This window comes from Polaromonas sp. CF318 (genome assembly GCF_000282655.1).
In the GTDB taxonomy this organism is placed as follows: domain Bacteria; phylum Pseudomonadota; class Gammaproteobacteria; order Burkholderiales; family Burkholderiaceae_C; genus Polaromonas.
This window is the reverse complement of record NZ_AKIV01000052.1, coordinates 47,239-63,909: the sequence shown is the minus strand read 5'-3', so window position 1 is coordinate 63,909 and position 16,671 is coordinate 47,239. Positions and strand designations below refer to the sequence as shown.

The 16,671-nt window shown below is 63.5% G+C and carries 17 protein-coding genes and 1 tRNA gene; 6 read left to right on the top strand and 12 right to left on the bottom strand.

Annotated features, from left to right (window positions below):
- Positions 1–40: 40 nt before the first annotated feature.
- Positions 41–946, top strand: a complete 906-nt coding sequence (locus PMI15_RS09090; protein WP_007867068.1) for an aminotransferase class IV — start codon at positions 41–43, stop codon at positions 944–946.
- 55 nt (positions 947–1,001) lie between these two features.
- Positions 1,002–1,574, top strand: coding sequence for a hypothetical protein (locus PMI15_RS09085; RefSeq protein WP_007867065.1), 573 nt, complete (start codon positions 1,002–1,004; stop codon positions 1,572–1,574).
- 5 nt (positions 1,575–1,579) lie between these two features.
- Here PMI15_RS09085 and PMI15_RS09080 read toward each other — a convergent pair whose 3' ends face one another.
- Positions 1,580–2,056, bottom strand: a complete 477-nt coding sequence (locus PMI15_RS09080; RefSeq protein ID WP_007867062.1) for a molybdenum cofactor biosynthesis protein MoaE — start codon at positions 2,054–2,056, stop codon at positions 1,580–1,582.
- A 286-nt stretch (positions 2,057–2,342) separates the two neighbouring features.
- Between PMI15_RS09080 and dapA the strand changes: the two genes are divergently transcribed.
- Entirely contained in the window at positions 2,343–3,248 is a 906-nt protein-coding gene (dapA, locus tag PMI15_RS09075) for a 4-hydroxy-tetrahydrodipicolinate synthase (protein WP_007867059.1), read from the top strand.
- Between the two features lie 10 nt (positions 3,249–3,258).
- Here the strand turns inward: dapA and PMI15_RS09070 are convergent, their stop codons facing one another.
- From PMI15_RS09070 to PMI15_RS09045, 6 genes are all read right to left on the bottom strand, one after another.
- Positions 3,259–3,510: a MoaD/ThiS family protein gene (locus PMI15_RS09070; RefSeq protein ID WP_007867055.1), complete on the bottom strand. Its 252-nt coding sequence runs from the start codon at positions 3,508–3,510 to the stop codon at positions 3,259–3,261.
- A 22-nt stretch (positions 3,511–3,532) separates the two neighbouring features.
- The gene (gene glp / locus PMI15_RS09065) at positions 3,533–4,795 is read right to left on the bottom strand and encodes a gephyrin-like molybdotransferase Glp (protein WP_007867053.1); all 1,263 of its coding nucleotides are present in this window, start codon (positions 4,793–4,795) and stop codon (positions 3,533–3,535) included.
- Positions 4,796–4,872: 77 nt separating this feature from the next.
- Positions 4,873–5,421, bottom strand: coding sequence for a molybdopterin-guanine dinucleotide biosynthesis protein B (gene mobB, locus PMI15_RS09060; protein WP_007867050.1), 549 nt, complete (start codon positions 5,419–5,421; stop codon positions 4,873–4,875).
- A 33-nt stretch (positions 5,422–5,454) separates the two neighbouring features.
- The gene (gene thrC / locus PMI15_RS09055; protein ID WP_007867038.1) at positions 5,455–6,870 is read right to left on the bottom strand and encodes a threonine synthase; all 1,416 of its coding nucleotides are present in this window, start codon (positions 6,868–6,870) and stop codon (positions 5,455–5,457) included.
- Positions 6,870–8,192, bottom strand: a complete 1,323-nt coding sequence (locus PMI15_RS09050; RefSeq protein ID WP_036838167.1) for a homoserine dehydrogenase — start codon at positions 8,190–8,192, stop codon at positions 6,870–6,872. Before PMI15_RS09050 ends, thrC begins: the two co-directional genes overlap by 1 nt.
- 97 nt (positions 8,193–8,289) lie before the next feature.
- Complete coding sequence (locus PMI15_RS09045; RefSeq protein WP_007867031.1) at positions 8,290–9,513, bottom strand: pyridoxal phosphate-dependent aminotransferase; 1,224 nt, start codon at positions 9,511–9,513, stop codon at positions 8,290–8,292.
- Positions 9,514–9,713: 200 nt separating this feature from the next.
- Between PMI15_RS09045 and PMI15_RS09040 the strand changes: the two genes are divergently transcribed.
- The 3 genes from PMI15_RS09040 to PMI15_RS09030 all read left to right on the top strand — a co-directional run bounded on the left by PMI15_RS09040 (position 9,714) and on the right by PMI15_RS09030 (position 12,560).
- Positions 9,714–10,112 carry an Mth938-like domain-containing protein gene (locus tag PMI15_RS09040; protein ID WP_007867030.1) on the top strand — a complete coding sequence of 133 codons (399 nt, stop codon included), beginning with the start codon at positions 9,714–9,716 and terminating at the stop codon, positions 10,110–10,112.
- Between the two features lie 123 nt (positions 10,113–10,235).
- Positions 10,236–10,712 (top strand): peroxiredoxin, encoded by a 477-nt coding sequence (locus tag PMI15_RS09035; protein ID WP_007867029.1) that lies wholly within the window; start codon positions 10,236–10,238, stop codon positions 10,710–10,712.
- 168 nt (positions 10,713–10,880) lie between these two features.
- Positions 10,881–12,560: a PhoH family protein gene (locus PMI15_RS09030; protein ID WP_007867028.1), complete on the top strand. Its 1,680-nt coding sequence runs from the start codon at positions 10,881–10,883 to the stop codon at positions 12,558–12,560.
- Positions 12,561–12,632: 72 nt separating this feature from the next.
- Here PMI15_RS09030 and PMI15_RS09025 read toward each other — a convergent pair.
- The 5 genes from PMI15_RS09025 to hscB all read right to left on the bottom strand — a co-directional run bounded on the left by PMI15_RS09025 (position 12,633) and on the right by hscB (position 16,633).
- A tRNA-Val gene (locus tag PMI15_RS09025) sits at positions 12,633–12,707 on the bottom strand.
- A gap of 71 nt (positions 12,708–12,778) precedes the next feature.
- Positions 12,779–13,486 carry a DNA polymerase III subunit epsilon gene (dnaQ, locus tag PMI15_RS09020; RefSeq protein ID WP_007867026.1) on the bottom strand — a complete coding sequence of 236 codons (708 nt, stop codon included), beginning with the start codon at positions 13,484–13,486 and terminating at the stop codon, positions 12,779–12,781.
- Between the two features lie 111 nt (positions 13,487–13,597).
- Positions 13,598–13,936 carry an ISC system 2Fe-2S type ferredoxin gene (gene fdx, locus PMI15_RS09015; protein ID WP_007867024.1) on the bottom strand — a complete coding sequence of 113 codons (339 nt, stop codon included), beginning with the start codon at positions 13,934–13,936 and terminating at the stop codon, positions 13,598–13,600.
- Positions 13,937–13,950: 14 nt separating this feature from the next.
- Positions 13,951–15,813, bottom strand: coding sequence for a Fe-S protein assembly chaperone HscA (hscA, locus tag PMI15_RS09010; RefSeq protein ID WP_007867023.1), 1,863 nt, complete (start codon positions 15,811–15,813; stop codon positions 13,951–13,953).
- Positions 15,814–16,114: 301 nt separating this feature from the next.
- Positions 16,115–16,633, bottom strand: coding sequence for a Fe-S protein assembly co-chaperone HscB (gene hscB / locus PMI15_RS09005; protein ID WP_007867022.1), 519 nt, complete (start codon positions 16,631–16,633; stop codon positions 16,115–16,117).
- Positions 16,634–16,671 lie beyond the last annotated feature (38 nt).

Below are 16,671 nucleotides of genomic sequence, written 5' to 3'. Positions count from 1 at the left end.
CTTCGTACAATTAATCATCTTTTTTGCAAAGGGTACCGCCATGCGTGAGGTCAAAACCGGTGAATTCGAAGGCGGCTGCGCCTTTGTCGAGGGTGAATTTGTGCCGCTGTCCGAGGCCAAGATTTCCCTCTTTGACTGGGGTTTCACCCGCTCGGACGTGACCTACGACGTGGCCAGCACGTGGCAAGGCGCTTTCTTCCGGCTGGGCGACCACATCGACCGCTTTTACGCCAGCATGGAAAAAATGCACCTGGCGATTCCCTACAGCCGCGGCGAGCTGCGGGACATCCTGCATGCCTGCGTGCGTGCCGGCGGCCTGCAGGATGCCTACGTCGCCATGGTCTGCACCCGGGGTGTTCCGCCGCGCGGCGCGCGGGACCCGCGCCTGGCGCAGAACCGCTTTTACGCCTACGCCCTGCCCTATGTCTGGATCGCCTCGCGCGAAAAACAATTGGCCGGGCTGGACCTGCACATCAGCGACCGCCAGCGCATTCCGGCGGCCTCGGTAGACCCGACCGTCAAGAACTACCACTGGATGGACATGGTGCAGTCCATGTTCGACGCCTATGACCGGGGGCGCGACACCAGCTGCGTGGTGGACGGGGCCGGGAACATCACCGAAGGCCCGGGCTTCAATGTGTTCATGGCCAAGGATGGCGTGGTGCACACAGCTGACCAAGGCGTGCTCGAAGGCATTTCGCGGCGCACCGCGATGGAGCTGTGCGCGCGCCTGGGCATCCCGTTGAAGGCCGGGCCGGTCCCCGCCGCGCTGCTGCGCAGCGCCGACGAGGTGTTTTTGACCTCGACCGGCGGCGGCATTCTGCCGATCGCCAAGCTGGACGGGGTATACCTGCCGCAATTCCCCGGGCCCATCACGACGCGGCTGTACGACGCCTACTGGGCCATTCACGACGAAGCGGCGTACCGCGATCCGGTCAAGTACTAGGAGGCCTGTGGCTGCGTAACCGGGACCCGCCGAAAGCAGGTTCTAGAATCCGTCTATGACCATCCACCAGCTGTCGGTGACTTACCACCAGGAAGAGGACAGGCTCCTGGTGCGCATCAGCAGCCATGAAAATGAAGAGTTTCGCCTGTGGCTGACCCGGCGCCTGACGCTGGCCCTGGTGCCGGGGCTGACGAAAACAGCCGCCGATCAGCTGGCCTTGCAAACGCAAGGCGGCGATCTGGCCGCGCCGCCCGACATACAGCGCCAGCGCATCGTGGAAAACTTCAGGAAAGAAGCGCTGACCTACGCGAGCGACTTCAAGACGCCTTACCAGGCCCAGGATGCCACGCTGCCGATGGGCAAGGAGCCACTGCTGGTGACCGAGGTCAAAATAAGCTTGCTGAAATCCGGCAAGCTGCAACTGGTTTTCATCGAAAAACTTCCCGAACCGGGGCGCAAGGTGCAAATCGCCGTGGGCGCCCAGCTCACCGAGGGATTGCTGCAACTTCTAAACAAGTGCCTCAAGAAATCCCAGTGGCTGAAATCAGCCCCTCTCGCCGACCTTCAGAAAGCAGCAGACCCGCCGGAGACGCCCGACCCCACGGAAAGGCCTCGGTACCTGAACTAAACGGGTCAGGCATTGGAGGCGGTAATGCCCCATTTGGCCAGCGCCGCATCATCGGCCACGCGCGCGTCGACCCAACGCGCACCCTCGGGCGTTTGCTCTTTCTTCCAGAAGGGCGCCTGGGTCTTGAGGTAGTCCATCAGGAACTCGCAGGCCTTGAAACTCTCGCCGCGGTGTGCGGAGGTCACGGCCACCAGGACGACCTGGTCCAAAGGCTGAAGCAGGCCGACGCGGTGGACTACGCGCGCGCCGAAGATGTCAAAACGCGCCATGGCTTCGTCGATCATGGCCTCTATGGCTTTTTCGGTCATGCCGGGGTAGTGCTCGAGCTCCATGCTGCTGACGTTCAATCCATCATTGCGGTCCCTGACGGTGCCTGTGAAGGTGCAGACGGCGCCTACCCGCTTGTCGCCGGCGCGCAATGCGGCGACCTCATCAGCGAGGTTGAAGTCATCGGTGGTGATCAGGACGCGCGGTGAAGCCATAGTGGCAATTTTGCCACTCACCCACCCTCAAAGCAGCCACCTACGGTAAGATTTGCCGCATGACTGGTCACACCTACCCCTTCGCCACCCGGACGCATAGCAGCGCCCGCGGCCTTGGGGTGTGCGCCAGCAAATCGAAAAAACCGTTGCTCATTTGACCGGGGCTGCGGTTCCGTCGTCGAATGAGCGATGGAACCGCCGGTTACTTCTCACCCTGTTTGCGGAAACCCTTCTCTTGTTCTGATGGCGGCCTTTCAAGCCGGTCAGTTTTTTGGGATGTGTCTTCATGCAAACAGCGCTCAGTGCCAATCAGGCCGATCAGGTCACCACCGATTTCTCAGGACTGTGGATTCCTCTTGTCACGCCTTTTGACCAGGGCAAGGTCGACCATGCGGCCTTGAAACGCCTGGTGGCGCACTACCAGGGCAGCGGCATCGCCGGGCTGGTGGTCTGCGGCTCCACCGGTGAAGCCGCCGCCCTGGATGAGGAGGAGCAGCTGGCAACGCTGCAAACCGTGATGGCGCAGGCACCCGGCCTGCCGGTGGTCATGGGCCTGTCAGGCTACCACCTGGGCAAGACGGCCGATCGCATCAAGGCACTGGGCACACCGGGCCTGGCCGGCATCCTGCTGCCCGCCCCCAGCTACATCCGGCCTTCGCAGGCCGGGCTGATCGAATGGTTCACCGCCCTGGCCGACGTGAGCGCCGTGCCGGTCATCCTCTATGACATTCCCTACCGCACGGGCAGCCGCATGGAGCTTGACACCATCCTGGCGCTGGCCGATCACCCACGCATCCAGGCGCTCAAGGACTGCGGCGGCGACCCGGCCAAAACGCGGGCCCTGATTGCCGATGGGCGCTTGCAGGTGCTGGCGGGCGAGGACGTGAATATTTTCGCCACCGTGGCGCAGGGCGGCCGGGGCGCGATCGCGGCGGCGGCCCATCTGCACACGGAGCGTTTTGTGCAAGTGCTGCGGCACATCCAGGCCGGCGACCTGGCGGGGGCCGAGGCCTTGTGGGCGCCGCTGCAGCCGCTGATTGAAGGCCTGTTCGCCGAACCGAATCCGGGGCCGCTCAAGGCCGTCCTGGCCGGGCAAGGACTGCTTCGCAATGAGCTGCGCAGCCCGATGACACGAGCCTCCATCGAACTGGCCGAGCACCTGCAGGGGCTGGACGCGCTGCTGGCCGCCTGAAGGGGTAGGTTCAGCCGCCGGTCACAGGCGGGAAGAACGCGACTTCGCAGCCTTCGCTGAGGGCGGCCGTTTCATCGCACATGACCTGGTTGAGCGCCATGCGCACAGCCCTGCCGCGCGCCAGGCTGGCGGCATGCGCGGGCGTGGCCGCGAGCAGCTCGTCGCGCAGGGCCGCCAGCGTGGTGGCGCTGGTGTCGCGCAACTCGATGCCCTGCCCTATGGCTTCGCGGATGGAGGCAAAGTATTTGACCGTGACTTTCATGGGAAGGCCTTGATGCGGCGCGTCAGGCCATCAGCGCCGAAAACGGGATGAACTGCACCATGTCGCCATGGGCAACCGCCTGGCCGGCCGGGTTGTCGATCACGCCATCGCCCCAGACGGCCGAGGTCAGCACGCCCGAGCTCTGGTTGCCGAACAGCTCCAGTCCGCCGGCGGCGTTGCGCCTGGCGCGCAGGAACTCGCGGCGCTTGTCGGCCTTGGGCCAGTCGAAATGCGCGGGCAATGCGATGGGGCTGGGGGCCACCTCGGCCGCGCCTTGCAGCTTGAGCAGGAAAGGACGCACCAGCATCAGAAAGGTCACAAAGCTGGACACCGGGTTACCCGGCAGGCCGATGAAATGCGCACCGCCTAGCTTGCCGCAGGCAAAGGGCTTGCCCGGCTTCATTGCGATCTGCCAGAGGGCGAGTTCGCCCAGCGCCTGCACGGCCGGCTTGATGTGGTCTTCCTCGCCGACGGACACGCCGCCGCTGGTGAGTATCAGGTCGTGCGCCTGGCTCGCACCCTTGAGCGCGGCGATGGTGGCGTCCAGCCGGTCGGGCACGATGCCGAGGTCGGTCACCGTACAGCCCAGGCGCAGCAGCAAGGCGCGCAAAAAGAATCGGTTGGAGTTGTAGATGGCGCCGGGCTTCATGTCGGCGGGTGCGACTTCGCCGGGCATGACGAGCTCATCACCGGTCGAGAACAAGGCCACACGAACGCGGGGTGCGACCTGAAGCATGTCAAAGCCTATGCTGGCGGCCAGGCCCAGCGAGGCAGGCGCCAGGCGTTCACCGCGGCGCAGCACCACCGCGCCGGCGGCCACGTCCTCGCCGCGGCGGCGGATCCATTGGCCGGGCTGAGGCTGGGCCTTGATGCGCACACCCTCATCCACCGCCTCACAGTCTTCCTGCATGACCACGGCATCGGCGCCGGGCGGAACGGGCGCGCCGGTGAAGATGCGCGCCGCCGAGGCCGGCGCCAGCGCATGGCCGCTGCTGCCGGCCGGGATGCGCTGGCCGACCCGCAGCACGGCGCCCTCGGCCCAGTCGGCCGCGCGCACGGCATAACCGTCCATGGAGCTGTTGTCGTGCGCTGGCACGTCGAGGCTGGAGACCAGGTCCTGGGCCAGCACGCGGCCGTCCGCGTCAAAGGTGGAAACCGCCTCAACACCCGGTAGCGGCACCGCGCGGGCCAGCAGTTCGGCCAGCGCCTGGTCCAGGGGTTTCAGGGGCGCGCGGCCGGGCTGGGGTGCGGCACTGGCGGACGTGTCGGTGGAGGCAAAACTCATGGGCGAGGTGTCCGGAACAAAAGCATGAACAGAACGGAACGGAACGAAGCTGGCTTGGGGCTGGCCTTCACCCAAGCCTAGCCGAAGCGGTCTTCGAAGGAATAGGCAAAGCGTTCCTGATTGTTGACCAGGTACTCGGCCACGGCATCCCCGCTGTTCAAATCCAGCACAGGGCGCAAGGTTGCCTGGGGCAACTGGCCGGGGGCGTCGGTGGCAATGGCGACGATGAAATCGTCATCCATGTAGAGGCAGGGCTTGCCGGCGTAATCGGCCGAGGGGCCGCGCCAGACCTCGATCTTGAGCAGGTCGCTGCTCTTGAAGCCTTCGACCAGCACCCAGTCCACACCGCCATAGAGCTCGGCGATCAGCTGGTGCACCGTCATCTCGGCCGGTTTTTCAAACTCGCGCATCAGCGCCAGCCGGTTCTGCGAAGCCACCACCACCTCGAAGGCGCCGGCCACGCGGTGGCGGAAGGTGTCCTTGCCGGGGTGGTCGATGTCGAATTTGTGGTGGGCATGCTTGACCACCGACACGCGCAGGCCGCGCGCCTTGAGCGCGGGGATCAGCTTTTCGACCAGCGTGGTCTTGCCCGAACCGGAGTAGCCGGCGAAGCCGACGACGTTCATGGCCGGGCTTTCCAGGCGGGGCCGTGGCCCGGATCAATGCACATGGTCGGCGATGTAGCGCTTGACCACAGCCGCATCGGCGGGCAGCAGCTTGACGCGCTTGGGCAGGTCTTCGATGCCTTCGAACTTGGCGGGCCGCTCGGGTACATGGCCCAGCGCCTCTTCAATCGTGGCCGCGAACTTGATGGGCAGCGCGGTCTCCAGCACGACCATGGGCACGCCGGGCTGGAGCTGTTCGCGCGCCACCTTGACGCCGTCGGCGGTGTGCGTGTCTATGGTGGTGGCGAAGCGCTTGTGGGTGTCGCGAATCGTCGCGAGGCGGTCCGCATGGGTACTTTTGCCGCTGACAAAGCCGTAGCGCTGCCCGGCCGACTTGAAGGCCGGCTCGGCGCTGAGGTCAAAACGGCCCTGGCTGCCGAGCTGGTCGTGGAACAAGGCCTTGGTCTTGGCGCCGTCACGGCCCAGCAGGTCAAACACAAAGCGCTCGAAGTTCGAGGCCTTGGAGATGTCCATGGAGGGGCTGGAGGTCTCGTGCGTGTCGGCGCTGCTGCGCACGCGGTAGACGCCGGTGCGGAAGAACTCGTCGAGCACGTCGTTCTCGTTGGTGGCCACCACCAGCTTGCCTATGGGCAGGCCCATCATGCGGGCCACATGGCCGGCGCAGACGTTGCCGAAATTGCCCGAGGGTACGGTGAAATCAACCTTGGCCGTGTTGCTGTTGGTGGCCTGGAAATAACCGGCGAAGTAGTAGACCACCTGCGCCATCAGGCGCGCCCAGTTGATGGAGTTGACGGTGCCGATCTTGTACTGGCGCTTGAAGGCCAGGTCGTTGGACACGGCCTTGACGATGTCCTGGCAGTCGTCGAACACGCCTTCGACCGCGATGTTGTGGATGTTCTCGTCCTGCAAGCTGAACATCTGCGCCTGCTGGAAGGGGCTCATGCGGCCGTTAGGCGAAGTCATGAAGACGCGCACGCCTTTTTTGCCGCGCATGGCGTATTCAGCCGCGCTGCCGGTGTCGCCGCTGGTGGCACCCAGGATGTTGAGCTCTTCGCCACGGCGCGCCAGCTCGTACTCAAAGAGGTTGCCCAGCAGTTGCATGGCCATGTCCTTGAAGGCCAGCGTCGGGCCATTGGACAGGGCTTCGAGGTAAAGGCCGTCTTCGAGTTTTTTCAGCGGGACGATCGCCTTTGTGCCGAACACGGCTTCGGTGTAGGTCTTGCGGCAGATCGCGTGGAGGTCGGCGGCGGGAATGTCGTCGACATACAGCGAGAGGATTTCGAAGGCCAGGTCGGCATAGGCCAGGCCGCGCCATTTGGCCAGGGTTGCCTCGTCAACCTGCGGATAAGTTTCGGGCAGGTACAAACCGCCATCGGGCGCCAGGCCTTCAAGCAGGATTTCGCAAAAGCGCTTGCGGTCGGCGTGGCCGCGCGTGGAGAGGTACAGCATCAGGCCAGCTCCTCCTTGCGGATGCGCGTGATGGGTGCCAGTACCGTGGGCAGCGCCTGCATTTGCGCCAGGGCGTTGTTCATCTTCGCTTCCACGCAATCGTGCGTGAGGATGATGAGGTCGGTGTGGGTGGAGCCTTCGCCGCCGACTTCATCGGCCTCGCGCTGCAGCACGGCGTCTATGCTGATGCCCGCGCCGGCCAGGATGCCGGTGACCTTGGCCAGTACGCCGGCCTCGTCGGCGACTTTCAGGCGCAGGTAGTAGCTGGTGACGACGTCGGACATGGGCACCACGGGCAGGTCGCTCATCGCATCGGGCTGGAAGGCCAGGTGCGGCACGCGGTGTTCCGGGTCGGCCGTGTGCAGGCGGGCGATGTCCACCAGGTCGGCGATCACGGCGCTGGCGGTGGGCTCGCTGCCCGCGCCCTTGCCGTAGTACAGCGTGGTGCCGACGGCGTCGCCCTGCACCACGACGGCATTCATCGCGCCTTCCACATTGGCGATCAGGCGCTTGGCCGGCACCAGGCTGGGGTGCACGCGCAGCTCGATGCCGTTGGCGGCGCGCTTGGTGATGCCCAGCAGCTTGATGCGATAGCCGAGCTGCTCGGCGTAGCGGATGTCCTGCGCGGCCAGGCCGGTGATGCCTTCCACATATGCCTTGTCGAACTGCACCGGGATGCCGAAGGCGATGGCAGACATCAGGGTGACCTTGTGTCCGGCGTCCACGCCCTCGATGTCGAAGGTGGGATCGGCCTCGGCGTAGCCCAGGCGCTGCGCTTCCTTGAGCACGACGTCGAAGTCCAGGCCCTTGTCGCGCATCTCGGAGAGGATGAAGTTGGTGGTGCCGTTGATGATGCCGGCGATCCACTGGATGCTGTTGGCGGTCAGGCCTTCGCGCAGCGCCTTGATGATGGGGATGCCGCCGGCCACGGCCGCTTCAAACGCCACCATCACGCCCTTGCGGTGGGCCGCCGCGAAAATCTCGGTGCCGTGCACGGCCAGCAGCGCCTTGTTGGCGGTGACCACATGTTTGCCGGCTTCGATCGCTTCCAGCACCAGTTGTTTCGCGATGCCATAGCCGCCTATGAGCTCGATCACGATGTCGACGTCGGGGCTGGTCACGACTTTGCGCGCGTCGTCCACCACCTGCACGCCCGCACCGACGGCCGCCTTGGCGCGCGCCACGTCGAGGTCGGCGACCATGGTGATTTCAATGCCGCGGCCGGCGCGGCGGCGGATTTCTTCCTGGTTGCGCTGCAATACGTTGTAGGTGCCGCTGCCGACGGTACCTATGCCCAGAAGGCCTACGCGGATGGGGCTCAAATTCGTCGGTTTCATAGTCGCTGAGGTCTTGCTTTACGTTGATCTTGGATGCCCGCACCCCAAGGGGTGCGAAAAAAGAGAAGGGCCGAATACAGGGTCAAATTCGGTTGTTGCGGTAGTTCTCGAGGAACTTCGCGATGCGACCTATGGCTTCGCGCAGGTCTTCCTCATGCGGCAGGAAGACGATGCGGAAGTGGTCGGGCTCGGCCCAGTTAAAGCCGGTGCCCTGCACCAGCATGACCTTGGTCTCCTTGAGGAGCTCCAGGAAGAACTGGCGATCATCCTTGATCGGGTAGACCTTGGGATCAAGCCGCGGGAACATGTAGAGCGCGGCGCTGGGTTTGACACAGGTGACGCCGGGGATGGCGGTGATGAGGTCGTAAGCCATGTCGCGCTGGCGGCGCAGGCGCCCGCCCTCGCAGGTCAGGTCGTTGATGCTCTGGTAGCCGCCCAGCGCGGTCTGTATGGCCCACTGGCCCGGCACGTTGGAGCACAGCTTCATGTTGGCCAGCATGTTCAGGCCCTCGATGTAATCCTGAGCCTGCTTCTTGGGTCCGGACACCACCAGCCAGCCCGCGCGGTAGCCGCAGGAGCGGTAGCTCTTGGACAGCGAATTGAAGGTCAGCGTAAGCACGTCGGTCGACAGGCTGGCGATGGCCGTGTGCCTGGCGCCGTCGTACAGCACCTTGTCATAGACCTCGTCGGCGAGGATGACCAGGCCGTGCTCGCGCGCGATACCGATGATGCCTTTGAGCAGCTCGTCGGAATACAGCGCGCCCGTGGGGTTGTTCGGGTTGATGACCACGATGGCCTTGGTCCTGGGCGTGATCCTGGCGCGGATATCGTCCAGGTTGGGCATCCAGCCATTGCTTTCATCACAGCGATAGTGCACCGGCGTGCCGCCCGAAAGGCTGGTGGAGGCGGTCCACAGCGGGTAGTCGGGCGCCGGCAGCAGCAGTTCGTCGCCGTCGTCGAGTAAGGCGTTGGTGGCCATGGAAATCAGCTCGCTCGCGCCGTTGCCCAGGTAGATGTCGTCCAGCGTGACGCCCTTGATGCCCTGCTTCTGGGTTTCATGCATCACGGCCTTGCGCGCCGCAAAAATGCCCTTGCTGTCCGAATAGCCGGCCGAGGCGGGCAGGTTTCGGATCATGTCCTGCTGGACTTCCTCGGGCGCGTCAAAACCGAACACCGCCAGGTTGCCGATATTGAGCTTGATGAGTTTCTGGCCCTCTTCCTCCATCTGCTTGGCGGCGTCCATGATCGGGCCGCGGATGTCGTACAGCACATTGGCAAGTTTGGCGGATTTGGTGATCGGTTTCATGAAACGTTAAGAGGACTTTGGACGGGGGCCGCGCCGCTCACCATGCTGGCAACCGGGGCGATACGGCACATTGCGGCGTGGAATTCGGGCGGAATCTATAATTTGACCACATAAAAGAGGCTTTTCGCTGGCAAAACAGCCGCACGCAAGCCCCCGCGCACAGCCGCGCCACGCCTTCACAACGCCCGGACCCTTTCCGCATGAAACTTCAGCCAGACCGCCTCGACGTCCAGTCCATCCTCGGCTACGGCCCCGGCTGGGTGGGTTTGGGGCGCGAGGGCGTGGCCGAAAAAATCGAACACAGCGTCGTGATCGGCTCGCGCGGCGAAAAATTCGACTGGCAATGCACGCGCTTTGAGCAGCTCACCGCGGCGCATTTCGCCCTGCTGGCCGAAACCCGGCCCGAACTTGTGATTTTCGGCAGCGGCGCCCGCCTGCGCTTTGTGCCCCCCGCGTTTCTGCGCGCCCTGATGGAGCAACGCATCGGCGTTGAAACCATGGACACGCTCGCGGCCTGCCGCACCTACAACATCCTCGCGGGTGAAGGCCGCCAGGTGATTGCCGCCTTGCTGATTGAAACAGAAGGAACAGAAGCCTGAAATGACCTCTCTTTCAGGGTAAAATCTAGGGTTGCACTTGGCACCACATCCCGGGATGACGTCCCGGGTCGGTTGTCAAAAGGCGCGGCCAATTACAACTACTTTCGTCAGGGTCTACTCAGTATGGCAGTCGTCGTCAATAAACCACTCCCCGAATTTGAAGCGATCGCCACCGGCGGCATCAAGGTTTCCAACCAGTCCCACCTCGGCAAAGTCGTGGTGTTGTATTTCTATCCCAAGGACAACACGCCTGGCTGCACCACGGAAGCCATGCAGTTCCGTGACCGCTACAAGGACTTCGTGAAGGCCGGCGCGACGGTCTTCGGTGTCTCCCGCGACAACATGAAGTCCCATGACGAGTTCAAGTCCAAGCTTGAGCTGCCGTTCGAACTGATCGCGGACACCGAGGAAAAAATGTGCCACATGTTCGGTGTGGTCAAGAACAAGATCATGTACGGCAAAAAGGTCAAAGGCATAGAGCGCAGCACCTTCCTGGTGGGCGCCGACGGCCTGCTCAAAGAGGAATGGCGCGGCCTGAAAGTGCCCGGCCATGTGGACGACGTGCTCAAGGCCGTCAAGGCCCTCAAAAAAGCCGCCTGAAACCCTACTGAGGCCAGTTAGCAACAAAGGATTGCCCTGTCACTTGAGTTGTGCATAATGAACTCATGCTGTTGACCTTCGCAACTGCGCCAAAAGAAAAAGCCGCCCTGGTTTCAAGGCGGCTTTTTCGCTTCTGGAACCCCTCTTTTTTAGAGAGTTTTAAGCACTATGCCCCTCCCCCCCGCCCCGACCAAACGTGCCGCCCTGCTCTCGCCTGATGCGCTCGACGCGCCTGCCCGCTCCCCTTCGAAAGTCGCCCGGAAATCGGAGCGCACCGAATCCGCCCAGAAGCCCCCGGTAATGGACCTGTTTGACAGCCGCGCGGCGGGAGAAGGCAGCCATCCGGTGGCCTTCAAGGGCAAGGAGCCCGCCCACCCTGACCGAACCCCCGCGAACAGCCGCAAAAAAGAGAGCATCGCCCTGCCCGAGCCGGCCAAGCCGAAAAAGCCCAAACGCACGGGCCCGGCCAAGCTGTTCGTGCTCGACACCAACGTGCTGATGCACGACCCGATGTGCCTGTTCCGCTTCGAGGAACATGACATTTTCCTGCCCATGATCGTGCTCGAGGAGCTCGACGGCCACAAAAAGGGCATGACCGAGGTGGCGCGCAACGCCCGCCAGACCAGCCGCACGCTGGACGCGCTGGCGGGCGCCCAGGGCGCCGATATCGGCAAGGGCTTGAAGCTGGACACCACCGGCCACCCCGAAGCCGGCGGCAGCCTGTTTTTCCAGACCAAACCGCTCGATTACACGCTGCCCATGAGCCTGCCGCAGGGCAAGGCCGACAACCAGATCCTGGGCGTGGTCGAGGCCCTGCGCAAGGAATATGCGCCGCGCGAGGTGGTCCTGGTGTCCAAGGACATCAATATGCGCGTCAAGGCACGCGCCCTGGGCCTGGCCACCGACGACTACCAGAACGACAAAACCCTGGAAGACGGCGACCTGCTGTATTCCGGTTCGCTGGCCCTGCCGGCGGACTTCTGGACGCGCCAGAGCAAGACCATCGAAAGCTGGCAACAAGGCAGCCACACCTTCTACCGCATCACCGGCCCCATCGTGGGCAGCCTGCTGATCAACCAGTTCGTGTTCTTTGAGGCCCCCGGCGAGCCGCCCCTGTATGCCCGCGTGACGGAAATCCGGGCCAAAACCGCGGTGCTAAAGACCCTGAAGGACTACAACCATCTCAAAAATGCCGTCTGGGGCGTCACCACGCGCAACCGCGAGCAGAATTTCGCCATGAACCTGCTGATGGACCCGGAAGTGGACTTCGTCACGCTGGCGGGCACGGCGGGTACCGGCAAGACGCTGATGGCGCTGGCCAGCGGCCTCACGCAGGTGCTCGACGACCGGCGCTACACCGAAATCATCATGACACGGGCCACGGTCAGCGTTGGCGAGGACATCGGCTTCCTGCCGGGCACCGAAGAGGAAAAAATGGGCCCCTGGATGGGCGCGCTGGACGACAACCTGGAAGTGCTGGGCAAGACCGACAGCGGCTCGGGCGAATGGGGCCGCGCCGCCACCAACGAGCTGATCCGCTCACGCATCAAGGTCAAAAGCATGAACTTCATGCGCGGCCGTACCTTCCTGAACAAGTACGTCATCATCGACGAAGCGCAAAACCTGACGCCCAAACAGATGAAAACGCTGATCACACGGGCTGGCCCGGGCACCAAGATCATCTGCATGGGCAACCTGGCGCAGATTGACACGCCTTACCTGACCGAAGGTTCCTCGGGCATGACCTTTGCCGTCGACCGCTTCAAGGGCTGGCCGCATGGCGGGCACATCACGCTGGCACGCGGCGAGCGTTCGCGCCTGGCTGATTTCGCGAGCGAAGTGCTCTGAACCCACGAAAAAACAGCGTCCCAATGAAAAAAGGCCAAGTCGCAAGACTTGGCCTTTTTCTTCGTCAAATTCTGGTGGGCGGTGCAAGTTTCGAACTTGCGACCCCTGCAGTGTGAATGCAGTGCTCTACCCCTGAGCTAACCGCCCTATCGGTCAGCCTACGATTATATGGTGTTTTGGGCCGATTTTCCGGCCCGTCCCCGGAATTGCGTTTCAGCTCAAGCCGCCAGGGCGCGCCAGACTGTTTTTCCCTTGCTGGCCTTGTCGATCCCGGCCAGCAACTTCTCATGTTCGGCGGCTTCCTGCTCATTGGCCGCGAGCAAAGGCAGTTCAAACACGCTCAGGTCTATCTGAGGTACGTTGTTGTCGCCTTCCTGGGTGGTGTCGCCCACGTCCATGACCAGTGCGTTCTGCCCGCGGGTCAGGTTGATGTAGACGTCGGCCAGCAATTCAGCGTCCAGCAAGGCGCCGTGCAGGGTACGGCCGGAATTGTCGACTTCCAGCCGGTCGCACAGGGCGTCCAGCGAGTTGCGCTTGCCCGGGAACAGCTCCTTGGCCATCATCAGGCTGTCGGTGACCTTGGCCACGCAGTGTTTGATGGGCGGCCGGCCTATGAGTTCCAGCTCCTTGTTGAGGAAGCTCACGTCAAAAGGCGCGTTGTGGATGATGATCTCGGCGTCCTGCAGGTATTCCATCAGCTCGTCAGCCACGGCGGCGAACTTGGGCTTGTCCTTCAGGAACTCGTTGCTGATGCCGTGGACCTTGAGCGCGTCCTCATGGCTGTCGCGCTCGGGGTTCAGGTAAAAGTGGCGGTTGTTGCCGGTGAGCTTGCGGGCCACCAGCTCCACACAGCCGATTTCGATGATGCGGTCGCCGTTTTCGGCGGAAAGACCAGTGGTTTCGGTATCAAGAACGATTTGGCGCATGGCCCGATTATCGCCGCGCTGAGTCAGTGGATATTTTTCCGCCGGGCCGTCCCAAGGAAAAATGTGCCCCCCTCGGGAGCAGAGCAGCACACGCAGTGGCAAGCGTGGGGACTAGTGATTTTCCTTGGCGTGGTTGATCGAATACTTGGGTATTTCCACCGTCACATCGGTCTGGGCCAGCACGGCCTGGCAGCTCAGGCGCGAATTGGGCTCCAGGCCCCAGGCGCGGTCCAGCAGGTCTTCCTCGCTTTCGTCGAGCTCGTTGAGGGAGTTGAAGCCCTCTCGCACAACAACGTGGCAGGTCGTGCAGGCGCAGCTCAAGTCGCAGGCGTGCTCGATGTTGATCTTGTTGTCGAGCAGGGCTTCGCAGATCGAGGTGCCAGCCGGCGCGCTGATTTCAGCGCCCTGCGGGCAGTATTCGGGGTGAGGCAGTATTTTGATGATGGGCATGGTTGTCAGTCGGATCAGACCGCCTCGATGTTTTTACCGGCCAGGGCTTGTTTGATGCCCCGGTTCATGCGCTGGGCGGCGAAGGCCTCTGTGCCTTTGGCCAGGGCCTGCGTGGCCGCCTCAATCGCGGCCGCGTCGCCGTGCGCGCGCGTGTCGGCCAGGCCGGTGATCAGACTGTCGATCTGTGCGCGTTCTTGGGGGCTCAGCAGATCGGCATCCGCGGCCAGCGCGCTTTGTGTGGCCAGGATCATGCGGTCCGCATCGACCTTGGCCTCGGCCAGGGCGCGGGCATTCATGTCCTGCTGGGCGGTCGAAAAACTGTCCTGCAGCATGCGCGCGATGTCTTCGTCGGACAGGCCGTAGGAAGGCTTCACGTCAATACGCGCCTCGACACCGCTGACCTGCTCTTTCGCGTTGACGCTGAGCAGGCCGTCGGCATCGACCGTAAAAGTCACACGGATACGCGCGGCACCGGCCACCATGGGCGGAATGCCGCGCAATTCAAAGCGGGCCAGGCTGCGGCAATCGGCCACAAGGTCGCGCTCGCCCTGCACCACATGCAGGGCCAGGGCGGTCTGGCCGTCCTGGTAGGTGGTGAAATCCTGCGCCATGGCCGTGGGAATGGTCTGGTTGCGCGGCACGATGCGTTCGACCAGCCCGCCCATGGTCTCTATACCCAGCGACAGCGGAATCACATCCAGCAAGAGCAACTCATCACCGGTGTTGTTGCCGGCCAGCTGATTGGCGGAAATGGCCGCACCCAGCGCCACCACTTCATCGGGGTTGAGGTTGACCAGCGGCTCACGGCCGAAGAAACTGGCCACCGCCTTGCGCACCTGGGGCATGCGCGTGGAGCCGCCCACCAGCACGGCGCCCTGAATGTCTTCCTTGGCGAGCCTGGCATCGCGCAGCGCCTTGCGAACGGCTGCCAGCGTGCGCTGGGTCAGGTGGGCCGTCGCAGTTTCGAAGTCTTCGGCCTTCATCTCGAAATTGACGACGGCCTTGGCCAGTTGCACCGAAAAGGGCACGGGGTCGGCGGCCGACAGTGCTTCCTTACAGTTTCGCGCGGTGCGCTGCAGGGCAGCTTTGTCCGCAGGCGTAAGGGTGTCGGCCGCCAGGCCGGCCTTGGCCAGCACCCAATCGACCAGCGCGCGGTCGTAGTCGTCACCGCCCAGCGCCGAATCACCGCCGGTGGCCACCACTTCGAAGACGCCCTGCGTCAGGCGCAGGATGGAGATGTCGAAAGTACCGCCGCCCAGGTCGTAGACGGCGTAAACGCCTTCGCTGGCGTTGTCCAGGCCGTAGGCAATCGCGGCCGCCGTGGGTTCGTTGAGCAGTCGCAGCACATTGAGGCCCGCCAGTTGCGCGGCGTCCTTGGTGGCCTGGCGCTGGGCGTCATCGAAGTAGGCCGGCACAGTGATCACGGCGCCGTAGATGTCGTCGTTGAAAGTATCTTCGGCGCGGTAGCGCAGTGTGGCCAGGATCTCGGCGCTGATCTCGACCGGACTTTTCTCGCCGGCGACGGTCTGCAGCGTGACCATGCCCGGCTTGTCGTTGAGCTCGTAAGGCAACTGGGCACGGCTGCCGATGTCGTCAATGCCGCGGCCCATCAGGCGTTTGACCGAAGAAATGGTGTTGCGCGGGTCTTCGACCTGCGCCGCCAGGGCCTCATAGCCGATCTGGCGCTTGTCGCCCTCCAGATAGCGCACCACGCTGGGCAGTAGCACCCTTCCCTGCTCGTCCGGCAGGCATTCGGACACACCGTTGCGCACGCTGGCGACCAGCGAGTGCGTGGTGCCCAGGTCGATGCCGATCGCGATGCGCCGCTGGTGCGGGTCGGGCGTCTGGCCGGGTTCGGAAATTTGCAGGAGTGCCATGCGTGCTTGTCGTACTTTTTCTGTAATGCCTTGGAACCTGTTCAATGTCTTTTTGGAGATCGCATTGGAGTGCAATCGGGATGAGTGGATGCTTCGGATGCGCCGCATGGGCTGATGCCCATGCAAGCGGCCGGGGCGTCCAATCGCCCGATTTCACTCCAACCCTTCGGGCAAGTGCCTTGTCGGGCGGTCTGCGGCGTTGCGGCGCTTGCCAATAGCCTAGCTATTGGCGGTGCACCGCGCCTTGCGTCCCATCCCGAAAAGGTACTTGTGCGACTCCAAAAAGACATTGAACAGGTTCCTATTGTCCCAGCAGGTCGATGCGCGCATCGACCTCGCTGGCAAAGCGCTCAATAAACATAAGGCTTCTGACCTGCCGGGCGGCGGCGGGAAAGTCCCTGTCCACGTCCAGCAATTGCGCTATTTTTGACAGCTTCTCGCGCCCACTCGACATGGCCCGCGAGGCGATTTCCTCAAAATCCTCGGCCGTCTCGGCCTCATCCAGCGCTTCGCGCCACTGCATCTGCTGCACCAGGAAATCGTGCGGCATGGCGGTGTTTTTTTCGGCGTCGATGGGCGCGCCATTGAGCTCACACAGATAGCTCGCCCGCTTCAGCGGGTCCTTCAGGCGCTGGTAGGCCTCATTGATGCGCACCGACCACTGCATGGCCACACGTTGCGCCGCCGGACCCTGGGCCGCGAACTTGTCGGGATGCGCCTCGCGCTGCAGGTCCTTCCAGCGCGCGTCCAGCGCGGCGCGATCCTGCGCGAAACGCTGGGGCACGCCGAAAAGCTCGAAATCAGTGGATTGAAGGTTCATGCCGAGAAAAAGCCGCCAGCACCATCAGTGGAGGCGGC